This window comes from Leisingera sp. JC1 (assembly GCF_001679925.1).
GTDB lineage: Bacteria > Pseudomonadota > Alphaproteobacteria > Rhodobacterales > Rhodobacteraceae > Leisingera.
This window is the reverse complement of sequence record NZ_LYUZ01000046.1, coordinates 58,377-80,022: the sequence shown is the minus strand read 5'-3', so window position 1 is coordinate 80,022 and position 21,646 is coordinate 58,377. Positions and strand designations below refer to the sequence as shown.

The 21,646-nt window shown below is 62.2% G+C and carries 28 protein-coding genes; 15 read left to right on the top strand and 13 right to left on the bottom strand.

What is annotated here, in order from left to right; genetic code table 11:
* Positions 1 to 227: 227 nt before the first annotated feature.
* A complete protein-coding gene (locus A9D60_RS05400) occupies positions 228 to 878 on the bottom strand; it encodes a TIGR02453 family protein (RefSeq protein ID WP_065266643.1) in 651 nt (216 codons plus the stop codon).
* Positions 879 to 990: 112 nt separating this feature from the next.
* On the opposite strand from A9D60_RS05400, the gene A9D60_RS05395 reads away from it, so the two are divergent.
* Positions 991 to 2,370, top strand: a complete 1,380-nt coding sequence (locus A9D60_RS05395) for an MATE family efflux transporter (protein ID WP_065266694.1) — start codon at positions 991 to 993, stop codon at positions 2,368 to 2,370.
* Between the two features lie 14 nt (positions 2,371 to 2,384).
* Here the strand turns inward: A9D60_RS05395 and A9D60_RS05390 are convergent, their stop codons facing one another.
* Positions 2,385 to 2,753, bottom strand: coding sequence for a DUF1428 domain-containing protein (locus A9D60_RS05390; RefSeq protein ID WP_065266693.1), 369 nt, complete (start codon positions 2,751 to 2,753; stop codon positions 2,385 to 2,387).
* Between the two features lie 175 nt (positions 2,754 to 2,928).
* On the opposite strand from A9D60_RS05390, the gene A9D60_RS05385 reads away from it, so the two are divergent.
* Complete coding sequence (locus tag A9D60_RS05385; RefSeq protein ID WP_065266692.1) at positions 2,929 to 3,372, top strand: nucleoside deaminase; 444 nt, start codon at positions 2,929 to 2,931, stop codon at positions 3,370 to 3,372.
* Between the two features lie 15 nt (positions 3,373 to 3,387).
* Here A9D60_RS05385 and A9D60_RS05380 read toward each other — a convergent pair whose 3' ends face one another.
* Positions 3,388 to 4,500, bottom strand: coding sequence for an adenylate/guanylate cyclase domain-containing protein (locus A9D60_RS05380; protein WP_065266642.1), 1,113 nt, complete (start codon positions 4,498 to 4,500; stop codon positions 3,388 to 3,390).
* A gap of 384 nt (positions 4,501 to 4,884) precedes the next feature.
* On the opposite strand from A9D60_RS05380, the gene A9D60_RS05375 reads away from it, so the two are divergent.
* The 5 genes from A9D60_RS05375 to A9D60_RS05355 all read left to right on the top strand — a co-directional run bounded on the left by A9D60_RS05375 (position 4,885) and on the right by A9D60_RS05355 (position 8,603).
* Positions 4,885 to 5,133, top strand: a complete 249-nt coding sequence (locus tag A9D60_RS05375) for a calcium-binding protein (RefSeq protein ID WP_065266641.1) — start codon at positions 4,885 to 4,887, stop codon at positions 5,131 to 5,133.
* 270 nt (positions 5,134 to 5,403) lie between these two features.
* A complete protein-coding gene (locus tag A9D60_RS05370) occupies positions 5,404 to 6,387 on the top strand; it encodes an NAD(P)H-binding protein (protein WP_065266640.1) in 984 nt (327 codons plus the stop codon).
* A gap of 269 nt (positions 6,388 to 6,656) precedes the next feature.
* Positions 6,657 to 7,064 (top strand): hypothetical protein, encoded by a 408-nt coding sequence (locus tag A9D60_RS05365; RefSeq protein ID WP_141117826.1) that lies wholly within the window; start codon positions 6,657 to 6,659, stop codon positions 7,062 to 7,064.
* Positions 7,064 to 7,654, top strand: coding sequence for a hypothetical protein (locus tag A9D60_RS05360; protein ID WP_141117824.1), 591 nt, complete (start codon positions 7,064 to 7,066; stop codon positions 7,652 to 7,654). The genes A9D60_RS05365 and A9D60_RS05360 overlap by 1 nt, the downstream gene beginning before the upstream one ends.
* Before the next feature lie 97 nt (positions 7,655 to 7,751).
* A complete protein-coding gene (locus A9D60_RS05355) occupies positions 7,752 to 8,603 on the top strand; it encodes a hypothetical protein (protein WP_175392896.1) in 852 nt (283 codons plus the stop codon).
* A 15-nt stretch (positions 8,604 to 8,618) separates the two neighbouring features.
* Here the strand turns inward: A9D60_RS05355 and A9D60_RS05350 are convergent, their stop codons facing one another.
* Together A9D60_RS05350 and A9D60_RS05345 are read right to left on the bottom strand one after the other, a co-directional pair.
* Entirely contained in the window at positions 8,619 to 9,032 is a 414-nt protein-coding gene (locus A9D60_RS05350) for a hypothetical protein (protein WP_065266638.1), read from the bottom strand.
* Positions 9,033 to 9,047: 15 nt separating this feature from the next.
* Positions 9,048 to 10,250, bottom strand: coding sequence for a pyridoxal phosphate-dependent aminotransferase (locus A9D60_RS05345; RefSeq protein ID WP_065266637.1), 1,203 nt, complete (start codon positions 10,248 to 10,250; stop codon positions 9,048 to 9,050).
* A 97-nt stretch (positions 10,251 to 10,347) separates the two neighbouring features.
* On the opposite strand from A9D60_RS05345, the gene A9D60_RS05340 reads away from it, so the two are divergent.
* The 3 genes from A9D60_RS05340 (at position 10,348) to A9D60_RS05330 (ending at position 11,604) form a co-directional block, all read left to right on the top strand.
* Complete coding sequence (locus tag A9D60_RS05340; protein ID WP_065266636.1) at positions 10,348 to 10,764, top strand: helix-turn-helix domain-containing protein; 417 nt, start codon at positions 10,348 to 10,350, stop codon at positions 10,762 to 10,764.
* An 8-nt stretch (positions 10,765 to 10,772) separates the two neighbouring features.
* Positions 10,773 to 11,030 carry a succinate dehydrogenase assembly factor 2 gene (locus A9D60_RS05335; protein WP_065266690.1) on the top strand — a complete coding sequence of 86 codons (258 nt, stop codon included), beginning with the start codon at positions 10,773 to 10,775 and terminating at the stop codon, positions 11,028 to 11,030.
* Between the two features lie 76 nt (positions 11,031 to 11,106).
* Entirely contained in the window at positions 11,107 to 11,604 is a 498-nt protein-coding gene (locus A9D60_RS05330) for a MarR family winged helix-turn-helix transcriptional regulator (RefSeq protein WP_039186275.1), read from the top strand.
* A gap of 461 nt (positions 11,605 to 12,065) precedes the next feature.
* On the opposite strand, the gene A9D60_RS05325 is transcribed toward A9D60_RS05330, so the two are convergent.
* Positions 12,066 to 12,494: a VOC family protein gene (locus A9D60_RS05325; protein ID WP_065266635.1), complete on the bottom strand. Its 429-nt coding sequence runs from the start codon at positions 12,492 to 12,494 to the stop codon at positions 12,066 to 12,068.
* Between the two features lie 227 nt (positions 12,495 to 12,721).
* Between A9D60_RS05325 and A9D60_RS05320 the strand changes: the two genes are divergently transcribed.
* Positions 12,722 to 13,555, top strand: coding sequence for a thymidylate synthase (locus A9D60_RS05320; RefSeq protein ID WP_065266634.1), 834 nt, complete (start codon positions 12,722 to 12,724; stop codon positions 13,553 to 13,555).
* Positions 13,556 to 13,573: 18 nt separating this feature from the next.
* Entirely contained in the window at positions 13,574 to 14,053 is a 480-nt protein-coding gene (locus A9D60_RS05315; protein WP_065266633.1) for a dihydrofolate reductase, read from the top strand.
* 57 nt (positions 14,054 to 14,110) lie between these two features.
* Here the strand turns inward: A9D60_RS05315 and A9D60_RS05310 are convergent, their stop codons facing one another.
* Positions 14,111 to 14,317 carry a cold-shock protein gene (locus tag A9D60_RS05310; protein ID WP_039186282.1) on the bottom strand — a complete coding sequence of 69 codons (207 nt, stop codon included), beginning with the start codon at positions 14,315 to 14,317 and terminating at the stop codon, positions 14,111 to 14,113.
* A 189-nt stretch (positions 14,318 to 14,506) separates the two neighbouring features.
* Here A9D60_RS05310 and A9D60_RS05305 point away from each other — a divergent pair, with 189 nt between their 5' ends.
* Together A9D60_RS05305 and A9D60_RS05300 are read left to right on the top strand one after the other, a co-directional pair.
* A complete protein-coding gene (locus tag A9D60_RS05305) occupies positions 14,507 to 14,824 on the top strand; it encodes an ArsC/Spx/MgsR family protein (protein ID WP_065266632.1) in 318 nt (105 codons plus the stop codon).
* A gap of 42 nt (positions 14,825 to 14,866) precedes the next feature.
* Complete coding sequence (locus A9D60_RS05300; RefSeq protein WP_065266631.1) at positions 14,867 to 15,235, top strand: hypothetical protein; 369 nt, start codon at positions 14,867 to 14,869, stop codon at positions 15,233 to 15,235.
* Positions 15,236 to 15,309: 74 nt separating this feature from the next.
* Here the strand turns inward: A9D60_RS05300 and A9D60_RS05295 are convergent, their stop codons facing one another.
* The 5 genes from A9D60_RS05295 to thrS all read right to left on the bottom strand — a co-directional run bounded on the left by A9D60_RS05295 (position 15,310) and on the right by thrS (position 20,027).
* Positions 15,310 to 15,873 (bottom strand): DoxX family protein, encoded by a 564-nt coding sequence (locus A9D60_RS05295; RefSeq protein WP_065266630.1) that lies wholly within the window; start codon positions 15,871 to 15,873, stop codon positions 15,310 to 15,312.
* Positions 15,874 to 15,877: 4 nt separating this feature from the next.
* The gene (locus A9D60_RS05290) at positions 15,878 to 16,633 is read right to left on the bottom strand and encodes an HvfC/BufC N-terminal domain-containing protein (RefSeq protein WP_065266629.1); all 756 of its coding nucleotides are present in this window, start codon (positions 16,631 to 16,633) and stop codon (positions 15,878 to 15,880) included.
* The gene (bufB, locus tag A9D60_RS05285; RefSeq protein ID WP_065266628.1) at positions 16,630 to 17,484 is read right to left on the bottom strand and encodes an MNIO family bufferin maturase; all 855 of its coding nucleotides are present in this window, start codon (positions 17,482 to 17,484) and stop codon (positions 16,630 to 16,632) included. The genes A9D60_RS05290 and bufB overlap by 4 nt, the downstream gene beginning before the upstream one ends.
* 69 nt (positions 17,485 to 17,553) lie before the next feature.
* Positions 17,554 to 17,859: a BufA1 family periplasmic bufferin-type metallophore gene (locus A9D60_RS05280; RefSeq protein ID WP_019295611.1), complete on the bottom strand. Its 306-nt coding sequence runs from the start codon at positions 17,857 to 17,859 to the stop codon at positions 17,554 to 17,556.
* Positions 17,860 to 18,080: 221 nt separating this feature from the next.
* On the bottom strand, positions 18,081 to 20,027 hold the full coding sequence (gene thrS / locus A9D60_RS05275) for a threonine--tRNA ligase (protein WP_065266627.1): 1,947 nt from the start codon (positions 20,025 to 20,027) through the stop codon (positions 18,081 to 18,083).
* A gap of 279 nt (positions 20,028 to 20,306) precedes the next feature.
* On the opposite strand from thrS, the gene A9D60_RS05270 reads away from it, so the two are divergent.
* The gene (locus A9D60_RS05270) at positions 20,307 to 20,555 is read left to right on the top strand and encodes a hypothetical protein (RefSeq protein ID WP_065266626.1); all 249 of its coding nucleotides are present in this window, start codon (positions 20,307 to 20,309) and stop codon (positions 20,553 to 20,555) included.
* Positions 20,556 to 20,633: 78 nt separating this feature from the next.
* Here the strand turns inward: A9D60_RS05270 and A9D60_RS05265 are convergent, their stop codons facing one another.
* Positions 20,634 to 21,638, bottom strand: coding sequence for an Lnb N-terminal periplasmic domain-containing protein (locus A9D60_RS05265; protein ID WP_065266625.1), 1,005 nt, complete (start codon positions 21,636 to 21,638; stop codon positions 20,634 to 20,636).
* Positions 21,639 to 21,646 lie beyond the last annotated feature (8 nt).

Sequence of the window (21,646 nt, the reverse complement as noted above, 5' to 3'; positions counted from 1 at the left end):
AGCTTGTCTTGATTTACTACGTTTTTTACGAGCCTGAAATTTATCTAGACAGCAGCCGTGCCCGTTTCTTTGCCCCCTGGCTTGTGTGGGTTTTTCCTCCAGTGGTTACGTTTATGCTGCTCAGGCTCATCAAGGTGGATGCCGATGCTCTCCGCAGGAGAGAAAGAAAAGGGAGCACTGCTTCGTCAGGCGAAAGCTGAAGCAAAGTTTAGTCCAGCAAAGGAGCCTTACCCCGCCAAAGCACTGTCCAGCAGGGCGAACATCGGCTCCTGTGTCAGATAGGCAGACATCAGCGCGCCCATCGGGGCGGCCTGCTCTTGCGCGTTCATCTCATGCCAGACCGTCAGCGACTTGCGCTGCAGCAGCGCGCCGTGGGGATGGGCCTTGCCATAGGGGGCGGGGACGCGTTTCAGTTCCGGGTCCCTGGCTGCAAACCCTTTGAGCGCGAGGATGTCCACCAGTGCCGCGGTTTCATCGCCGAAGGCGCCGTCGATGGCCTGCCGCCAGCGCGGCATCTGCGCCTTGCTGAAGCCCATGATGCCGCCGCCAGCGGTGCAATAATCCGGTGCGATGCCGAAGAACAGCGCACAGCCTGCGCCGTTCAGGGTCCACATCATGTGCAGATGGGAATTGTACGGCGTCTTGTCCTTGGAAAACCGCACGTCGCGCTGCGGGCGGAACAGCTTGGCGGTGACTTGCGCGCCGCTGCGGCGGCTGATCGCCTGTGCGACCTCGTCCATCAGCAGGAGCGCGGGGGATTTCAGCTGCGCCTCGTACCGGTCCTTGTGCGCGGTGAACCAGTCCCGGCTGTTGTTCTGCGCAAGCTCCGCCAGAAAGGCGCGGGCATCGGGGATCAGCTGGGCAAAGGCGTCGGTCATTCAAAAGGGCTCCTGCGAAGGGTTGCCTGTGCAGAATACCACCATGGGCCTGTGCGCAGGCAAGGAAACTCTTCTCTTGCCGGGGCGTGCGGGGGCGCCTAAGGCTGGCGGGATGAGTACGTTAGCGACCAAACACACCGAGATGCCTCTGCGCGGCCACGTGCGGGCGATTGCCGTTCTGGGCCTGCCGCTGATCGGCGGCCATGTGGCGCAGTTTGCCATCGGCCTGACCGATACCGTCATGCTGGGCTGGTACGGGGTGGCGGAGCTGGCAGCGGTGACGCTGGGCTCATCCTACTTCTTCTCGATTTTCCTGTTGGGCTCCGGCTTTGCCTTTGCGGTGATGCCGATGGTGGCGGCCGCGGCCGGCGCGGGAGAGGAGCGGCAGATCCGCCGCTCGACCCGCATGGGGCTGTGGCTGTCGCTGGCCTATGGCGTGGCGGCGATGCCGCTGTTGTGGTGGTCGGAGCCGATCCTGCTGGCGCTGGGGCAGGAGGCGAAAGTGGCGCATGACGCGGCGGAGTACCTGCGGATTGCCGGCTGGTCGCTGTTTCCGGCGCTGCTGTACATGGTCGCGAAGTCCTACCTCGCAGCGCTGGAGCGCACCCAGATCGTGCTGTGGCTGTCGGTCTTTGCCGCGGTGATCAACGCGCTGGTGAACTATGCGCTGATCTTCGGCAACTGGGGCGCGCCGGAGCTGGGGATCACCGGGGCGGCGATCGCCTCACTGGTGACCAATGGCGTGTCCTTTGTGCTGGTGCTGGCCTATGCGCTGAAGGTTCTGCCGCAGCATGAGCTGTTGAAGAACTTCCACCGGCCGGACTGGGAGATGCTGGGCAAGGTGTTCCGCATGGGCACGCCGATCGGGCTGACGACCCTGGCGGAGGCCAGCCTGTTTGCGGCTTCAGCCATGCTGATGGGCTGGCTGGGCACGGTGCCGCTGGCGGCGCATGGCATTGCGATCTCTTTGGGCGGGCTGACGTTCATGGTGCACCTTGGGCTGTCCAACGCCGCCACCATCCGGGCAGGCAATGCCTTTGGCCGCGGCGACCGCGAGCATCTGGCGCGCGGCGGCAAGGCGGTGACGGTGATGTCGCTGGCGGTGTCGGCGGTGGCAATTGTTCTGTTCCTGACCATTCCGGACCCGCTGATGTCGCTGTTCCTGGACGCGGAAGATCCGCAGAAGGACGCGATTCTGCTGATCGGCGGCGGCCTGCTGGCGGCGGCGGCGCTGTTTCAGCTGATGGACGGAATGCAGGCGGTGGCGCTGGGATTGCTGCGCGGGGTGCAGGACACCGGTGTGCCAATGGTGATTGCGGCGCTCAGCTATTGGGCGGTGGGCATCCCGGCCTCCTATGTCTTTGGCTTCCTGCTGGGCTGGGAAGGCCTGGGGGTCTGGATGGGGCTGGTTGCCGGCCTGACCTGCGCCGGGCTGTTCCTGATGCTGCGGTTCTGGCGCCGCTCGATCCAGAAGGTGGGCACTGCCGCCTGAGGCATGAACCAGTGTCAGCTTGTGCCGTCTTCCCGTCCCAGAGTGTGGATCGGGTTAAAGGCACCCAGGATCAGGCGCCGGTGGTCGAACGGGATTTCTACCGGGATGTCAAAGCGGCTGTCCTTGGCAATCTGCGCCTCGGCCTGTTCCATTTCTGTCCGGCTGGGCCATACCTGCCAGCTGAGCACGATCTTTTCTCCGGGCTTGGCGGCCACGGCGCGGCGGAAGTCGGTTTGCTGGCCGTCGGGCACGTTGTCCTCCCAGGCGTCGACGATTTCGAGGCAGCCGTATTCCCTGAAAAGCGCGGCGCTGGCTTTGGCCCAGGCCTTGTAGGCCTCAAGGTTTTCTTCGGGAACGGGGATTACAAATCCTGCGACATACATGGTGGCCCTTCCTGTTTGCGGCGCGGATGGCACCCGGCCGCTGACAGTTTGGCACGGCATGGCGTTCCGCTCCAGCCTGGGGAAAGCATGGCCGCAGCGGCTTGACCGCCCGGTGCCCCGCAGGCAGGGTTCCTCAAGAGCATTGTATTCATTCAGAAAGAGGCCGTTTCCCATGATGACAGACGACGACAAGCGCCTGCTGCGCATTGCCTATGAGGAAGCCAAGGCGGGATTTGACGAGGGCGGCTGCCCGATCGGGTCGGTGCTGGCGCGCGGCGGCCGGGTGGTGGCGCAGGGGCGCAATCAGCGGGTGCAGAAGGGCGATCCGATTGCACATGGCGAAATGGACGCGCTGCGCAAGGCCGGGCGGCAACAGAGTTACCGGGACACGGTGCTTTATACCTCGCTGTCGCCCTGCATGATGTGCAGCGGCACCATCGTGCAATTCGGCATCCCGCGGGTGGTGATTGGCGACACGCAGAATTTTGGCGGCAACGAGGACTTCCTGCGCTCCAAGGGGGTCGAGGTGGTGATTGCCGATGATCCGGACTGCATCGCGCTGATGGAACGGTTCATCCGGGAGAAGCCGGAGCTGTGGGCGGAGGATATCGCCGAGTAAAACCGCCCCGGTCTGTCAGCCTGTGAAAAACTCCAGCGTGCCGATGTTTTTGGCGCGGACGGCGAATTTGCTTCCATAGCGCTTCTGGTCGATCCCGCCCAGCTCGCTGCGCAGTTCCGGGCTGATGCGGACCGGCCCGATTTTCCCGCCCTCCATCACGTCTTCCTGGTGCGCCTGTTCCAGCCGGGCGGCCTTGTTCACCTCCGGTCCGATCAGGGTGAACTGATGGCGGGTGGCGGAGCCGAAATCGCCGCTGAGCACGTAGCCTGCGTGCAGGCCGATACGCAGGCCGAGCGCCTGCTTGCCGATGGTGATGTCAGCAACGGCGGCCACTGCCTCCTCGGCGGCGCGAAGGGCGGCGGTGCAGATGCTGCGGGCGGAGTCGGTGGCGGAGCCGAGCACCCAGAACGCCATCAGCCCGTCGCCGATGAATTTGTCGATATGGCCGCCATGCTGCTGGATCGGCTGGGTCTGGGCGTTGAAGAACCGCTGCACGATGTCGGCGATCCGCTCCGGCGGCGTTCTGGTGGTGTAGCCGCTGAAGTTGACAACGTCCGAGAACCAGATCACCGCCCGGTCCACCGCATAGCCGGTCTGCTGGCCCGCGCCGGCCTGCATCCGGCGGCTGAGCGCGTATTCGTTGGTGTAGGCGTGCAGGATGCGGGTGTCATCGGCCAGCTGCTGGCTGAGCGAGGCGGTGCGGCGGCTGGCGCCGCGCAGCTTGATCGAGATGATCTTGGCGATGTTGCGCCAGATCTTCCCGGCTTCCGGATGCCGTTCAATCTTGGCCTTGTCGACAACCAGCACTTCAACGCTTGTCTCATTCGCTACCAGGTCATAGATCCGCTGGTAGCCGTTGCCGACCAGATGCTGCTCTCCGACCACCTCGTTGCGGCGGCGGACAAACAGCGTGTGGCCGTCTTCCCGGATCGCGACGGAGCCCTCCACCACGATCCAGAGACAGGTCGCCGGATCGCCGCGGGAGCAGAGATGCTCGCCTTCGGCAAAGCGGAAAGGGCGGGCGTCCAGCAGGTCCGGGTCGAGAAGGTCATCGGCCAGGCCGCACATCGCCATGGCATCCGCATAGCGGGATCCCAGCGCGTTCAGTTTCTCGATCTTCGGTTTCATGTCTGCGTTGCTCCGGCGGGCCTTTGGGCCCGGTGCCGCAAGAACTGAGTCTAGCATTTTTTCCGCGGCGGGGCCTTGATCCTGGTTGCCGGGTGCAAACCGTGAATCGCAACTCGTGGATTGGTTCCCGCCACCGGTGCATTCTCTGCTGGCCAAGCGGAAAGCCGCAGGAAGGGGTTGCGGGCCTGCGCGGACAAAGGCCGGTCCGGCCGGTAGGGCGGTAACCTGCTTATTTGAAACAGAAAAACGGCGCTGTTGCGCCGGGTTTCGAGCCGGATGCGGTTGGGGGATGGTGCTGCGCCAGGGCGCGTCATAGCTGTTTGCCACGGCTCGCGGAACACACCGCGGGCTGCAACAAACCAAATGATGACTGGAGTGTCTCACATGAAAAAGTTTGCCCTGACCGCCGCCGCTGTTGCTGCTCTGACCGCTTCGCCGCTGGTTGCGAAGGACCTGGCAGTAGAGCTGGACGCTGATGGCAACGGTACTTTCTCGCTGGAAGAGCTTCAGCTGGCGTTCCCTGAGCTGACCGCGGAAACCTTTGCCACCATTGACGCCAATGCGGATGGCGAAGCCGATGCGGCAGAAGTGAGCGCAGCGATCGAGGCGGGCGTTCTGACCCAGGCAGGCTGATCCCGGCCAAAGCCGCTGGAGCACCGTCATGCTGCACCCCTCTTGCCTTTCGGGGGGAGGCGCATATTCCCTTCCGGCCGCGCAGGTGACGGCACAGCGCAGAAAAGGTCCCGCGGATTGCGGGGCCTTTTTGCATGTCCGGCGGGTGGCGGATGCGGTGCATTTCCCGTCGGGTTTCGGGGGCTGCAGCTGGCGGCTTGCCTGTAGGGTCTGCGCAGATTTGAAACCCCGTGCGCCGGGCAGCGGCCCGCGCCGTCAGGAGGCTCTGCCATGTCCAAACCGATTGTTCTTATCACCTCGGCCACCGGCCGCATCGGCCGTGAGCTGGTGGCGCGGCTGGCGCAAGGGCAGCAGTTCACCGTGCGCGCCTGCTACTTCAGCGATGCCAAGGCGGAACAGCTGCAGGCGCTGGGGGCTGATGAAGTGGTGAAATTCGACCTGTCGGACCCGGCCACCTGGGAGGCTGCGCTGGAGGGCGTATCGGCGGTCTATTCCGCCTCGCTGGATCCGATGCTGGAGGGGCATCTGAACTTCTGCAAGGCGCTGGGGGCGCGCAAAGATCAGATCAAACATGTTGTGCGCGTGAGCTGCATGGGCGCGGATACAAACACCGCCGACTACGACGTGGACACCCACGCCTCGCGTCCAGGTGCGGGCATTCCCTTGATGCTGCAGCACTACTGGTGGGGGGAGAAGGCGCTGATCGATGCAGGGCTGACTGTCACTGCGCTGCGCAACAACTTCTTCATGAACCACCTGCTGAAGACCGACTGCGAAACCATTGAAAACGAAGGCTGGTTCTCCAACCCGCTGGGGAGCATGCGCAACTCCTTTGTCGCTACCCGCGATATTGCCGAGGCGGCGGCGGTGGTTCTGGCCGAAGGGCCGGAGCGGCACGGCAACAAGTTCTATGACATCACCGGCCCGGCGCCGCAGTCGATGGCGGAAATTGCCGCGGACCTGGGCCGCGCGATGGGTAAGGACATCGAATACCGTGCCCAGTCGATGGAACAGTTCGAGGCCGACTTTGGTGCCACCCGGGCGGAATTCTTTGAGTATCTGACCAACGGCTTCTACACCCGCTGCAGCCCGGATTTCTACAACATCACCGGCCATAAGCCGACGTCCTATTATGACTACCTGACCACCAAGGGCGCCAGCGGTGAGACCGGGCTGGAGGAACTGTGGCAGGGCAACCTGTGGAAGAAGGGCGTGGACGCGATGAAGGACGCGGCAGGCGCCAAAGCGTCCTGAGGTGCCGGGCAATTCTTCAGATGCTTCCGGCGGATATGACCGGAAGAACCCTTGTTTCTGAATGTCAGGTGAACGGAGCCTTGCTGCTATACTTTAACGGTACAGCGGCGGCTTCCGTTTCCCAAGGGACGGCCCGGACGGCTGACTTTGGTTCCTGCTGGCGAAAATCAAGTTTTAGTTGTATCGTATTGGAAGTGGCGCACGGGCGGGTGCCTTCGTTTTCGGTGCCCTTGTAACGAGTGTGGACTTTCTTGGCGGAGTGTCTGGTTGTGTTCGATGACCCTATCCGTATCGCGCAGGCAGGTGTAGCGGTTACCCTGGTGGCTGCAATTGTAGCCATCTGCCAGTTATCCGCTGCAAATAAAGCATTGAATCTTGGCAATGCATTCGAAGTGCGCCGGGAACTGGCAAGCAATGCCAACGATCTGCTGTCAGTTATGGCCTCCACCAGCGACGGGGACCGCCAGACAGAGGCATATAATCTATGGAATTTGCGGTTCGACTATATTGAAAAGCTGGTTTCCGAGGGCGGGATGACGGCGGAATCCTGGGATGCGATCCTGCAAGAGCAATGCAGATTGTACGAGCCAACTAAGTTTGGCGCGTATCTCCCGGAGAGCGGTCAACTGGAATTCCGGCAGGCACGGCTGCGCACGTTGTGCAAAGGAGGCGAGTAATGCGAAGAACCCCGGTAAACTTGGTTTCCCTGGCTGTTCTCGGGCTTTGCCTTGCTTGGCTGGCTGCACAGGCGCAGGACGTCTATGAGGAATACGGCAAGAGAATTCTTGAAGCGCAAACACGCAACAACCCTGACCAAGGCGTTGTCATAGCCGTTGTCGAAGCGCTGGATCTGGAAGAGACGCTTGATGCCGCCTACCGCAGCTACCTGAATGTTACGGCCGAGGAGATGGTCGGGACACTGTCCGAGATCTCTGGCCGGGCGTCTGAACTGGCCGAGAAGTTTCGTGCCTTTGGGGCTTCGGAACTGATGCAAAATACCGAACTGGGTGTTTTGGCCAAGCTTCGTATTCTGGAGGATTACGATGCGGACCCGGAAAAGCCCGGACAGCAGTACGCGGAATCGCTGGCAGATCTGCTGAATGCGATTGCGCAGCAATCGGAAGCGTTGGGTGAACTCTCAGAAGCTCTGGCAAAGCTGGAGCTGGAACCCGAGGAGCTAGGTGTGGCGCTGGAAATCATGAGCGGTATAAAGCAGGCCTGCGGAGCCATCGTGGGATTGAAAACCGTCGAGCAGTCAGACGCTTAGCGACGAGGTGAGAGCGAAAGCAGAGGCTCGCTCGTTTCCGGTGGGTTTGTTTGCAAGGCGGAAGGGCATGGCTCTATCCGGGGCGCATGGTTTCCAAATGTCAAATGCCGAAATGAACTTTGTCTCGATCGATTGCAAAAAATGGCTGGGGAGCGGACCGGATAAGTCTGCGCCCGCGGGCAGCAGGGGGGTGCTCCACGCGGCTGCAGCGTGCCTGTTCTGCGGGCTGCTGGCGCTTTTCTGGAGCGTTGCGGCAGTGGCCGCCGGGGACGGTGAACCGGAACGCCCGCCAGCCGGGCTGATGTGGAACCGCAGCGGGCTGCCCGCTGTCTTTCCCCTGCAGGTCAGGACGCCTGAAGGTGACGACTATTTCCTGGTGCTGTCCGGCAGCAAAGGTGATGCGCTGGCGGCCTATATCCGGGGCGGGAAGTTCTTTAAGGTTCTGGTGCCGCCCGGACGCTATGCGCTGCGTTTCGCCGGCGGCGCCGGCTGGCTGGGCGAGGCGCGGTTGTTCGGGCCGGACACCGGGTTTTTTGAATTGCCTGAGCCGCTGGAGTTTGCGGTCCGCGGCACGGGGATCAAGGCCGGCCACATGGTGACGCTGACGCGGGAGCTGCCGCGCGGCGGTCTGCGGGCGGAGGTTGAAGGCCAGTTTGTTTGTCAGGTTGCCAGCTTGGAGGGGATGGCACCGCAGCAGGCTGTGCCGCAGGGCCGCCGCGGTTTCGGTCTGGGCGGTGATGCGCAGGCAAGGGCTGGGTTGCATCTGAGATGGCGGCTGCGGCTGACAGGGGTGGAGCCGGGCACGCCGGACGCGCGGTGGCAGCGCAGCCTGTTTGTTCTGGAAAGCCCGAACCTGCGCAGGCACCCGCCGAATACGACGGAACCGGGCCAGCCGCAGGTGCAAACCGGGTACCGTTCTTATTCTGTCAGATCGCTGTATTGCGGCTGAGCCGGCGGCCAGTGCCTATTCCCCGCCGCGTTCCTTCATCAGCCGGTCGGCCTTCTTGCGCACCAGCACGTTGCGCAGGTCGTGCATGGCCATCAGGAGCGCATCGGTGACTTCCTCCAGCTGTGCATCCGTGGCGCGGCTGTTGGCCCAGTGGGCGGTGAGGTTCAAATGGTCGATGGCACGGTGGATGTCGTCAATATCGCGGGCCGCCAGGGTGGCGGCGCGGGCTTCCATCCAGTACTTGATCTCAGCAAGGTCCTGTTCGCTCAGCTGGCGCTGGCCGTGCGGTTTGATCTCGCCGTTGCGGATGTTCACCACGGCGATCTGGTCCATCTCGATCCGCCGGTTGCGGTTCTCGGTATCGACACGGAAGACAAAAGCGCCGTTCTCACGGACGCGGAAGTAGTAATCCGGCAGATCGGCGCTCATGCTCTTGTCTCCTGTTTACGTCAGCGAAGCACAGAATTTCTGGATGCGGCGGCAGGCCTCTTCCAGTGCTTCGTCGGAGGTGGCGTAGCTGACGCGGAAGTTGGGCGACAGGCCGAAGGCGGCACCGAACACCACGGCGACGTCTGCTTCCTCCAGGAGGGCGGTGGCGAAACCCTCATCGGTTTCAATCACTTTGCCCGCAGGCGTGGTTTTACCGATCAGCCCGGCGATGGAAGGGTAGACGTAAAACGCGCCCTCCGGCACCGGGCAGGTGATGCCGTCGATTTCGGACAGCATGGAGACCACCAAATCGCGGCGCCGCACGAATTTCTCATTGTTGGGGGCCAGGAAGTCCTGAGTGCCGTTCAAGGCCTCCACCGCGGCCCATTGGCTGACCGAGCAGGGGTTGGAGGTGGACTGCGACTGCACCTTGCGCATGGCTGCGATCAGCTTTTCAGGGCCGGCGGCATAGCCGATGCGCCAGCCGGTCATCGCGTAGGCCTTGGAGACACCGTTGCAGGTGAGAGTGCGGTCATACAAGCCGGGCTCCACCTGCGCAGGGGTGCAGAATTCGAACCCGTCATAGGCGAGGTGCTCATACATGTCGTCGGTCATCACCCAGACATGGGGGTGGCGCATCAGCACGTCGGTCAGCTCTTTCAGCTCTGCCTTGCTGTAACCCGCACCGGTCGGGTTCGAGGGTGAGTTGAAGATGAACCATTTGGTCTTGGGGGTGATCGCGGCCTCGAGCTGATCAGCGGTCAGCTTAAAATTGGTTTGCAGCGAGGTTTCGGCAATCACCGGCGTGCCGCCGGCCAGCAGCACCATGTCGGGGTAGCTGACCCAGTAGGGGGCGGGAATCACCACCTCGTCACCGGGGTTCAGGGTAGCCATCAGCGCGTTGTAAAGCGTTTGCTTGCCGCCGGTGCCGACAGAGACTTGCGCAGGCGTGTACTCCAGCCCGTGGTCGCGCTTCATCTTGGCGCAGACAGCCTGTTTCAGCTCCGGGATGCCGTCGGGGGCAGTGTATTTAGTCTTGCCCGCGGCGATGGCGGCAACCGCAGCGTCCTTGATGTTCTGCGGTGTGTCAAAGTCAGGTTCACCGGCGCTCAGGCCGATGACGTCACGTCCCGCCGCCTTCAGCTCTGCTGCTTTTGCGGTCATCGCTATGGTCGGCGACGGTTTGACGCGGGATAAGGTCTCGGACAGGAAAGACATTGGCGGTGCCCCGGTTTGTATGTTCTGCGGAACTGTCATAGGTTGCCGCCAAACAGCGATCAAGCTGCATTGGCACTTTGAGTTAGGAGAACTGACAATGACTGAGCAGAACACAGACTGGTACGGCCCGGATGCAGCAACTTTCGGCGATCGCGTTGCCGCGGCGCGCGAAGCCGCCGGTATGACCCAAGGCCAGCTGGCACGGCGTCTGGGTGTCAAGAAATCCACCCTGAGCGCTTGGGAACGGGACCTGTCGGAGCCGCGTGCCAACAAGCTTACCATGCTGGCAGGCCTGTTGAACGTGTCGATGTCCTGGCTGCTGACCGGCGAAGGCGAAGGCATGTCGGAACCGGCGCCGCTGGAGCTTGAAGCCGGTGATTTTGCCAGCGTGCTGAATGAGTTGCGTTCGCTGCGCAGCGAGATGCGCCAGAACGCCGAGCGCGCTGCGCGGCTGGAAAAGAAACTGCGCACCCTGCTGCAGGTGAATGACGCACCGGCCCCGGAAACCGTCTGAGGCCGATGATGCAGGAAGACCGTGCCACCCGGCTAAAGCGGCTGCAGATGCGCTCGATGCGCCGGGGTATCAAGGAAATGGATATCCTGCTGTCGGCCTATGCAGCTGCCAGCCTGGAGCAGATGGACGCGGCGCAGCTGGATCTTTATGACCAGCTGCTGCTCGAGAACGACCAGGATCTGTACCAGTGGGTGACCGGCCAGGCGGAACCGCAGGAGCGGTTCCGCGCCCTGGTTGCAGAAATCGCACAAACCCGCCAAAAATAATAAAATTCCGGCTTAACTGATTTTTCGGGAATTGTTGGCATCTTGTCTCAGAAGCAAATTCGAGTCGGAGATGCGAATGAGTATGGAATTGCCAATTGGCCAGGTGGACCGCAAGGGTTTCATGACTGGCTACCTGGAGGCGCTGGGTCTGCTTGAGCGCCTTCATCGTCTGCTGCTGGATGTCATCAAGGACGAGTTTGAACGTGTTGGTGTATTGGAAATCAATGCCGTTCAAGCGCTGCTGCTGTTTAACATCGGCGACAACGAGGTGACCGCCGGGGAACTGAAAACCCGCGGCTACTATCAGGGCAGCAATGTCAGCTACAACCTGAAGAAACTGGTCGAAATGGGCTATATGCACCATCAGCGCTGCGAGATTGACCGCCGCTCTGTACGGGTGCGCCTGACCCAGCGCGGCCGCGAGATCCGCGATATCGTTTCGGCGCTGTTCTCCCGCCATGCCGAAGGGCTGGAAGGCAAGAACGTGATTTCCTCTGAAGGGATCGAGGATATTACCGCCTCGCTGAAGCGCATGGAGCGCTACTGGTCCGACCAGATCCGTTACATTTACTAAGCGTCTGCCGGGAAAACTTTCCAGCAGGCATTAGGCCGCGCAGCCGGGGAACACCGGCAGGCCTCTGACAGGGCATGAGGGGAAACCGTGCTCTGACCGGATTGAAGGGTAAGGCGCCGGGCCTCGCGCAGGCCACGGCTGAGGCTGCAGAAGCAGCCGCCCTTTCCGCCCGGTATCAACAGGCATAGAACAGGCGTTTTTGCACGGACAGCCCAGGCAGGGCTGAGCCGGCTTTTTGCGTGGGTGCCAGTTGCGTTCCAGGCTTTAGTTCGCGGCGGCTGCACTCGTTTCGGGCATGCGGTAACGTCGCCGTTGGCTTTTGCCCTGCACCCCGAGAGAGATACAGGGCTGGCAGTCAACGGCCAGCGCACTCTGCGGCCGGTTCTGCCAATAGCCAGACCGGACAGTGACGAGGTCCGCCAGTGACCAGGCTTGCGAGAGACCGGGCCTAGTGGCCAACCCTACCAGTGACCAGTGTTTTCCATGCTGGCCCAGGGCTCTGCCGCGGGCAGGGAGGGGCCGTTCTGCAGCAGTTCGACGGAGATATTGTCGGGCGAACGCACGAAAGCCATATGCCCGTCGCGCGGCGGGCGGTTGATGGTGACGCCGTTGTCCATCAGGTGCTGGCAGGTGGCATAGATGTCATCCACCCCATAGGCGAGATGGCCGAAATGGCGGCTGTCGCTGGGCAGCCCTTCGTCGCCGTCCCAATTATAGGTCAGTTCGACCGGGGCGTCCTCCTGGCCGGGAGGCGCCATGAAGACCAGGGTGAAGCGGCCCTGCTCGTTGTCCCAGCGGCGGGTTTCCTTGAGGCCGAGGAGTTCGAAGAAGGCCATGGATTTCTCCAGGTCTTTCACCCTGACCATAGTGTGCAGATAGGTAAGCGGCATGATGGTTTCCCCTGATTGGTTTTGCCCGCAGTATTGACCGGGCCGCGCAGAAGGAAAAGCGGCAAAGAGGGGGCTGCCGTCACGATCCTGTGCTCATTTTGCGGCTTTTGATTCCGGGTGGGCCAGATGTAGTATGTCCCAAGGGGCAGGGCGCAAGGGATTCCCGCTTGGCCCCGCCCGGTCCGGAAGGTAAGACCGGGCCAGCGCCAGTGGGCAGGGAGCAGGCCATGCAACAATATCACGATCAACTGCAGTTCATTCTGGATAACGGGGTGCCGTCAGACGACCGCACCGGCACCGGCACGCTGTCCTGTTTCGGGATGCAGGCGCGCTATGCCTTGGCGGACGGCTTCCCGCTGGTGACCACCAAGAAGCTGCATCTGCGCTCCATCATCCATGAGCTGTTGTGGTTCCTGTCCGGGGACACCAACATCCGCTACCTGAAGGAAAACGGCGTTTCGATCTGGGACGAATGGGCCGATGAGAATGGCGACCTCGGCCCCGTTTACGGCCACCAATGGCGCCGGTTCCCCAAGCTGGAACTGGCAGAGGGCACCATCGGGGATGAGCCGCTGTACCGTGCGGGCAGTGTCGACCAGATTTCGGATCTGGTGGAGATGATCCGCAAAAGCCCGGACAGCCGCCGCCTGATCGTCTCCGCCTGGAACCCTGCGGATGTGCCGGATATGGCGCTGCCGCCCTGCCATACGCTGTGGCAGGTGCGGGTTGCGGGCGGCAAGATGCATATGCAGCTCTATCAGCGCTCCGCCGACATGTTCCTTGGCGTGCCGTTCAATATTGCCTCCTATTCGCTGCTGCTGGCCATGCTGGCGCATGTGACCGGCTACGAGGCCGGGGACTTCGTGCACACGATGGGGGATGCGCATATTTATTCGAACCATGTGGAGCAGGTGCAGCTGCAGCTGTCGCGCAGCCCCAAGCCGCTGCCGCAGCTGCGCATCAAGCGTCAGGTGAACTCGATTTTCGACTTCACCTTTGAGGATTTTGAAATCCTGAATTATGACCCCGATCCGGTGATCAAAGCGCCGGTGGCGGTCTAAGGAACAAGGACAACAGGCATGATTACCCTGATCGCTGCGCGGGCGCGCAACGGTGCCATCGGCAAGGATAACGATATTCCGTGGCGAGCACCTGAGGACATGAAGGCGTTTCAGCGCGAGACTTTGGGCGGTGCCATCATCATGGGCCGCAACACCTGGGACAGCCTGCCGGTGAAGCCGTTGAAGAACCGGCTAAATCTGGTGGTGTCCTCCAACCCGCAGGCGGCAGAGATCGTGCTGCCCTCAATCGAGGCCGCGGTGCAGGAAGCCTATGCCCAAGGCTACCGGCGCGTCTATGGCATCGGCGGCGAGGGGATCTATCGCGGAATGCTGGGGATGGCGGACCGGCTGCTGGTCACCGAAGTTGACCTGACCATTGAAGAGGCGGACGCCTTTTTTCCGGAGTTTCAGGCAGACGACTGGACCAAGGCAGGGGAAACGGTGCTGCGTAGCAGCGATCCGGCCTGTGTGATGGTGGAATATCTGCGGCGGGGCTGAGACCGCCCTCAGTGCCTGCGCCCGGCCAAAGTCCGGGCGCAGCGCAGGCATGAGACCTTACATCGCCTTGATGTCGGCCGCCATTTGCCGGCCGTCCCGGCCCTCGGTCAGCTGATAGCCGACTTTCATATTGTCGGCGAGACCGGTCATGCCCGACCGCTCCACCGCTGAAATGTGCACAAACACATCCTTGCCGCCTTCATCGGGTTCAATAAACCCGTACCCTTTGGTGGTGTTGAACCACTTCACGGTGCCGCTTGGCATTTCCCGTGTCTCCTTCTACTTTGCACGTCGCCCCGGGATGCCCCGGGGTATCCGGCCCGTTCCCTGATTGCGGGGAACATGGTTAAGCCGAACAACCTAGAGTTTTACACGGGCTGAACGAAAATCAAGAGAAACCGGTGAATTCTACCATAAATTGTGTGAATCCCGGATCGGGAGCATGAAGGCATCATGAAAATCTACGGGCTCAAGAACTGCGATACCTGCCGCAAGGCGTTGAAAGCGCTTCCGGATTCGGTATTGGTCGATATCCGCGCGGATGGCATGCCGGAGGGTTTGCTGGAGACCGCCCATGCGCAATTCGGCGAAAAGCTAGTGAACACGCGGTCAACCACTTGGAGGGGCTTGAGCGAGGAAGAGCGCGCCGGCGAGCCGCTGGACCTGCTGCGGGCGCACCCGGCTTTGATGAAGCGGCCGCTGATCGAGCGTGACGGGGAATTATTCCTGGGTTGGGATCAGAACACCAAGGCGGCTCTTGGCGCGGCTTGAGGCGGCGCATATGTCATTTCCGCAGATTTCGGGAGAGAATTGATGCGTAATGCAGCCCTTGTACTGGGGATCATCGCCGGGGTTTTCGGCATGGTGGTCGGGTTCTTCGGCTATGGCTACACCGCCGCGGTGGAGCATTTCGGCGAGGTCGAGGGGCTGGCCGAACAGGTCGAGAACGTTGAGAAGCTGCGGATGCTGGCGGTGCTGTCGCCGCTGCTGGCGATTGCCGGCGGGGCGATGGCACGGGCGCGGGCCTTGTGGGGCGGTATCCTGCTGCTGGGATCGGCGGCGGGGATGTATGCAGGCTTTGGCCTCAACGTCTTTACCATCTTTCCGCTCAGCTTTGCTGCGGTGGGCGGCTTGATGGCGCTTGCGGCGGGCAAGCCGGATGAGCCCAAGGCGCATTTCTGATCCATTGCGGAACCGCATGAAAAAGGCGCCGCTGCCGGGGGCAGGGCGCCTTTTGCTTTTGCCAAGTGGCCGTGTCAGGCGATGGCCGGTTCCATCCGGTTGCGCAGCAGGGCGTCAACAGACAAGGCGCCGGCGCCCTTGACTACCAGAACCGCCAGCAGAAAGACCCAGAACAGACGCTGGTCCAGGATCACCGCGTCGGGGAAGCGGTCAAACAGGGCGCCAAGGGTTTTGCCGTCGGTTGCGCCATGGCCGTAGATGTCGGTCAGCGATTGCACAATGACAAAGCCGATCATGCCCAAAGAGGCGAGACGGGTGAACAGGCCGATCACGATCAGCAGCGGCAGGATGAACTCGGCATAGGTGCCGGCCAGCACCACCAGTTTCTGGAACAGCCCGAACTGGGAGACGTCGTAGCCAGCCGCTTCCAGCTGTTTCGGGAAGATCTGGCTGTAGGCACCGATCGAGGGGCTGAACAGGCCGAGGATGCCGTCGCCCAGCTTGGTCAGGCCGGAGTTCCAGAAGTAGAGCAGCAGGGTGGAGGCAAAGACAAAGCGCGCGGCCAGAGGCAGCAGCCAGTTGCCGCCCCGTTCCACATGGCGGAAGACGGCGTCGTGAATGGAGACAAGTGCGTGCATGGAATTACCCTTTGCTGTCCAAGCCGGTGATCGCGCCGCCCTGCAACAGCAGGGCCAGCGTAGCACCCAGGTCGAAAGTTTCGTCTGCGGCGGCGGCCTGTTCCAGCGCCTCGCCGATGGTGGCGCCCTCCATCAGGGCGCGGATCCAGATGGCCCCGCCAGACGGCAGAACCTGGGGAATGGAGTCGAATTCGGGGCGGGTGACCAGAACGTCCTGGGCCTTCGGCTCTGGCTTGGGCGCGCCGTCTTCGGTGTTGTAGCGCCAGATGGCGTGAATGGGCCAAGGCGAACAGATAACCTGCACGGCGGGCGCCAGCGTCAGGCGGGTGTTCATCAGCTGATCCGGCGTCAGGGCGCCAAGCGGCTCAGGCGCAATGGGCGCGGCATCGGCGGCGTGGTAAGCGCGGCGCAGGGCCAGCTCCAGCCGGGCCACATCCCCGAGGTAGCCCAGATGCTTGAGCTGTTCCATGCCTTCCAGGAAGGCGGGGAAGTGTTCGCCGTAGAACATCATCAGGGGTGACGACGGCGGATGCTGGCGCAGATAGATGCCTGCCAGCCCGTCCATGTTCTGCTTTCCCAGAAGCTTGGCTGTCACCGGAAAGGCGCTGTGCATGGCCTCTGTCAGGGAGACGGCCACATTGTTGCGGTAGACGCTGAAGCGGCGCCCGGCGGGCTTGGCGTGATGGTCGATCAGCCCGTCCGGCACCGGCTGCCCCGCATCCATCATGGCGCGGGTGAATTCTGTCTGGGAGACGCTCATGCCGGGACGCGCTCCAGCGCGGTTGCGGCGCGGGCGGCCTCGGCTTCAAGCACCGGCCAGTCCGGCACGTCGTTGTCCCATTCAATCAGCACCGGCTTGGGGCCGGATTTTGCAAGCGTATAGTCCAGCAGCGCCCAGACCGGGTCCACCACTTCGCGCCCGTGGCTGTCAATCAGCAGCGGATGGCCGTGGTCGTCCTCATCCTCGTCATGGCCGCCAAGGTGTACTTCGCCGACCTCGTCCAGCGGAAAGGCGTCGATATAGCCCTGGGGCGAGAAGTCGAGGTTGGTGGCAGAGACAAAGACGTTGTTCACGTCCAGAAGCAGCCCGCAGCCGGTGCGGCGGGAGATTTCGGCCAGGAACTCCGGCTCGGACCAGGTGCTCTCGGCAAAGGCGAGGTAGCTGGAGGGGTTTTCCAGCAGCATCCGGCGGCCGATGGTGTCTTGCAGTTCGTCGATGTGATCGCAGATCCGCTGCAGGCTGGTGTCCGTGTAGGGCAGCGGCAGCAGGTCGTTGTAGAAATGGCTGTCGTGGGTGGACCAAGCCAGGTGCTCGGAGAAGCTGGCAGGGTTCAGCCAGCCAACCAGATGCTTGAGGCGGGTGAGGTGGTCTGCATCCAGCGGGCCCTCGCCGCCGATCGACAGGCCGACGCCGTGCACCGACATGGCAAAGCGCTCGGACAGGTGGCGCAGCTGGGCAATCGGGCGGCCGCCGTCGCCCATGTAGTTCTCGGCGTGGATTTCCAGCCATTTGACGCTGCCCGGATCGGTTGTGATCTGGGCGAAATGCTGCGGCTTATATCCGACGCCGGGGGCGGCGGGCAGCCTGTTATGTGCAGCGGAGTCGAGCATGGCGGGTCCTGTGGTCCGGGTGCAAAAGGGGCGGGAACTTTCACTCCCGCCCCGGAAATCAGGCCGATCTTATGCCGGCAGGTCGCGCTCCAGCGGCTCCAGCGAGCCCTTGCGCTCAGTGCCGTCTGCCATCGCCGGCAGTTCCATGCCTTCGCAGGTGCCGGCATCCACCAGGGTCCAGGCGTTGCCCTGGTAATCGGTGGTCGAGGTGCCTGCGCAGGTGGTGCCGGGGCCGGCAGCGCAGTCGTTCTGGCCTGCCAGCGAAACGCCGTAGCATTTTTCCTTGGTGGCAGCAGCAGCGGGGATGGTCGAAGCTGCGGTCAGAGCGGCGGCAACGGCGCTGGCAACGGCCAGGGATTTTGCGGTGGTCGACATCTCGTGAATTCCTTTCGGTTTAACATGCGGTGTCGTGTTGACAGGAAAACACTAACCCGAGGTTTTCAGGAATTTAAGTCACGAGGCTGTGTCTCACGTCTGCGTCAGCGTATGTGAGACAGGATTGCAGAGCAAAGGGCTGAAATCGCGGAATTTTACCCGGGCTTGAAACAAAACGGCCCCCGTGTGGGGGCCGCTGATGCTGTTTTCGGGGCGGAATGTTACAGCAGGTCCGGCGGGGTGGCTTCCACCGCCAGTGCCTTTGTAACATTTTCGAGGCTTTCCACTTTGGTCTGTTTTTCGCCAAGACGGCGGACGGAGACGGTGCGCTCCTCCACCTCGCGGTGGCCGACGGCGAGAATGACCGGAACCTTGCCCACCGAATGCTCGCGGACCTTGTAGTTGATCTTCTCGTTGCGGATATCGGCCTCGGCCCGCACGCCGGCTTTCTTCAGCTCGGCGACAACCTCCTGCACATAGTCATCTGCGTCGGAGGTGATCGAGGCGACCACCACCTGGCGCGGCGCCAGCCAGAACGGCAGCTTGCCTGCGTGTTCCTCGATCAGGATGCCGATGAAACGCTCAAAGGAGCCGAGGGTGGCGCGGTGCAGCATGACCGGGCGGTGCTTGGCACCGTCGGCGCCGATATAGGTGGCATCCAGGCGTTCAGGCAGCACGAAGTCCACCTGGTGGGTGCCGCACTGCCAGTCGCGGCCGATGGCGTCGGTCAGGACGAACTCCAGTTTCGGCCCGTAAAAGGCACCTTCGCCAGGGTTCAATTCCGGTTCGATCCCGGCGGCGCGGGTGGCGGACAGAAGCGCGGCCTCTGCCTTGTCCCAGACCTCATCGGAACCGGCGCGGGTGTCCGGGCGGTCGGAGAATTTGACCGAGAACTTCTCAAAACCCAGATCTTTGTAGATCTTGGAAAGGAAGTCGATGAATTCCGCGGTTTCGGATTCGATCTGATCCTCGGCGCAGAAGATGTGGCCGTCGTCCTGGGTAAAGCCGCGCACCCGCATGATGCCGTGCAGTGCGCCCGAGGGCTCATACCGGTTGCAGGAGCCGAATTCGGCCATGCGCAGCGGCAGGTCGCGGTAGGATTTGAGGCCCTGGTTGAAGATCTGCACGTGGCAGGGGCAGTTCATCGGCTTGAGCGCGTTCACAGCCTTTTCGCGGGCGTGCTCTTCGTCCACTTCGACGATGAACATGTTCTCCTGGTATTTGTCCCAGTGGCCTGAGGCCTCCCACAGTTTGCGGTCCACGACCTGAGGGGTGTTCACCTCGACATAACCGCCCTTGCGCTGCTGGCGGCGCATGTAGTCCTGCAGCTGGGTGTAGACGGTCCAGCCGTTCGGGTGCCAGAAGATCTGGCCCGGCGCCTCTTCCTGCATGTGGAACAGGTCCATCTCGCGGCCCAGCTTGCGGTGGTCGCGTTTGGCGGCCTCTTCCAGCATGTGGAGGTGCGCTTTCAGCTTCTCCTTGCCGGTGAAGGCAACGCCGTAGATCCGCTGCAGCATGGCGCGGGAGCTGTCGCCGCGCCAGTAGGCACCGGCAATCGACATCAGTTTGAAGGCATCACCCGGAAGCTGGCCGGTGTGCTGCAGGTGCGGGCCGCGGCAGAGGTCCTGCCAGTCGCCGTGCCAGTACATCCGCAGCGGTTCATCGCCCGGGATGCTCTCGATCAGCTCGACCTTATAGGGCTCGTTGTTGTCGGTGTAATGCTGGATCGCGCGGTCGCGTTCCCACACCTCGGTGCGGACCTCATCACGCTTGTTGATGATTTCCTGCATCTTTTTCTCGATGGCACCGAGGTCTTCGGGGGTGAAGGGTTCGGCGCGGTCGAAGTCGTAGTACCAGCCGTTTTCAATGACCGGGCCGATGGTGACCTTGGTGTCGGGCCAGATTTCCTGCACCGCACGCGCCATGACGTGCGCCAGGTCGTGGCGGATCAGCTCGTTGGCCTGGACCTCATCCTTCATGGTGTGGATGGCGATGGTGGCGTCGCTGTCAATCGGCCACTGCAGGTCCCAGTGCTGATCGTTGACGGTGGCGGAGATGGCCTTCTTGGCCAGCGAGGTCGAGATGCCGGCAGCCACCTGCGCAGGAGTAATGCCTGCGTCGTAGGATCGTGCATTGCCATCGGGGAAAGTGAGAGAGATTTGGGCCATTGTCTGGCTGCTCCTCGTCGGTTTGGCGCCCACAGAACGCCCGGTTGCGGGTATATGTTTGGTCTGCGCGTTTTGCTGCCAATACAGAGGCAAGTCAAGGCGGCTTTGCATGTGATTGTAATTGCGCCGGAAAATCCCTTTGTGTGCCTGTGCATGCGATTGCACATATGTGTATACTGGTAAGCATTTGAAAAATAACAAAAAAATTATTGCCATTGATGAGAATACGGGGCAGGGTGACCGAAATCTGAGACCCAAGGACATACCAGGAGTGTTCCGATGACCCGCCCGAACCCGAGCTTTGACCTGACGGTTGAAGATGTGGATCTGATTGAAACCGCACTGTGCCAGTCGCAAAAGATCCTGTCGCACCGCCATCTGTCTTATGAGCATGGCGCGCAGATTGAAGGCGGGGCGAACGTGGAGAAGGCGATGCAGACCGGGGAGGTCCTGAGCCGGATCCAGAACCTGCTGGGCCGCTTGCAGATGCAGAAGGTGAGCGGGACACCGGCTGCCGGCCTGTCCTGACGCAGCCGCCCGGGATGCGAGGGGTCAGCCCCTCGCGCGCCTTGGGATCTATTCAGCCAGTTTGATGAAGATCCCGGATTATTGGCCAGGCGACGGCACACCTTCGCGGATCATTGCGGAATAGCCGGGATCGACCCCGTGCGCCTGTGCGATCGGGGTGATGCTGCCAAGTGCGCGCAGGTCTTCGACGCTGCGGCTCTGGTCCAGAACGCCTTGTTCCCAAGCAAATTCCGGCAAGTAGCCGTTCGCCAGCACCCGCCAGTCCAGCGGCACGTCATCCGCAAAACTGCGGATCAAGGTCATCACAACGGTGGTGCAGTTGGTGGTCAGTGAATTGTACCACTGGGGCTGTGCCGCCAGGCTGTTGGCGGTCTCGACGTATTTCATCAGCAGTTCCCGGCCGGTGTCGGGGCTGACGCCGATGCGGAATAGCTGCACATCCTCACCGCGGGCATTGGTGCGGGTGCCGACCAAATCGCGCTCATCCGCGGCGATCAGAACCAGCGTGTTGGACTTGAACAGGTCGGCAATGGGGGAGAAGCCGCCGCCGATCTGGCGCCGCACTTCGACAGACCAGGCAATTTGCTCGCCGCCTTCAAAGCCGAAGCTGACGATCATATGCGCCATCTGCGGGCCGGCCCAATAAGACATGAAAAGGTCGGTGGATTGCAGCTTGGTCAGGTCGTAGCTGCGGGTTTCCCAGGCCTCAGTGAAGTCTTCCGGGGTATTCCATGCAAAGTTGCGCACGTTTTCAAGGGTGAGGATATCGCCTGCGACCGTGCCGGTCACCTGGCGGGCCACATCGGGCGACCAGTTGCGGTCCGCGGGCGGAGTGAGTGTCGACCACCACAGGATCACTGCGGCCAGCGCCAGCGCGAAAGTGCTCAGAGCGCGCAGGGCGCGGCGGCGGAACAGCCCGGCGATCACAACAAAACCCAGGAGGGCAAAGCCGCCCGCCAGTGCCCCGCGCCCCAGCGTTTCAAACGGCAGCCGGTACCACAGGGCCATCACCGCCCAAACTGTCGCCAGGGCCACCGCAATGATGGCGGCGCTAGTGAAAATGCCCTTGATGAGTCTGAACATGCCCGCAC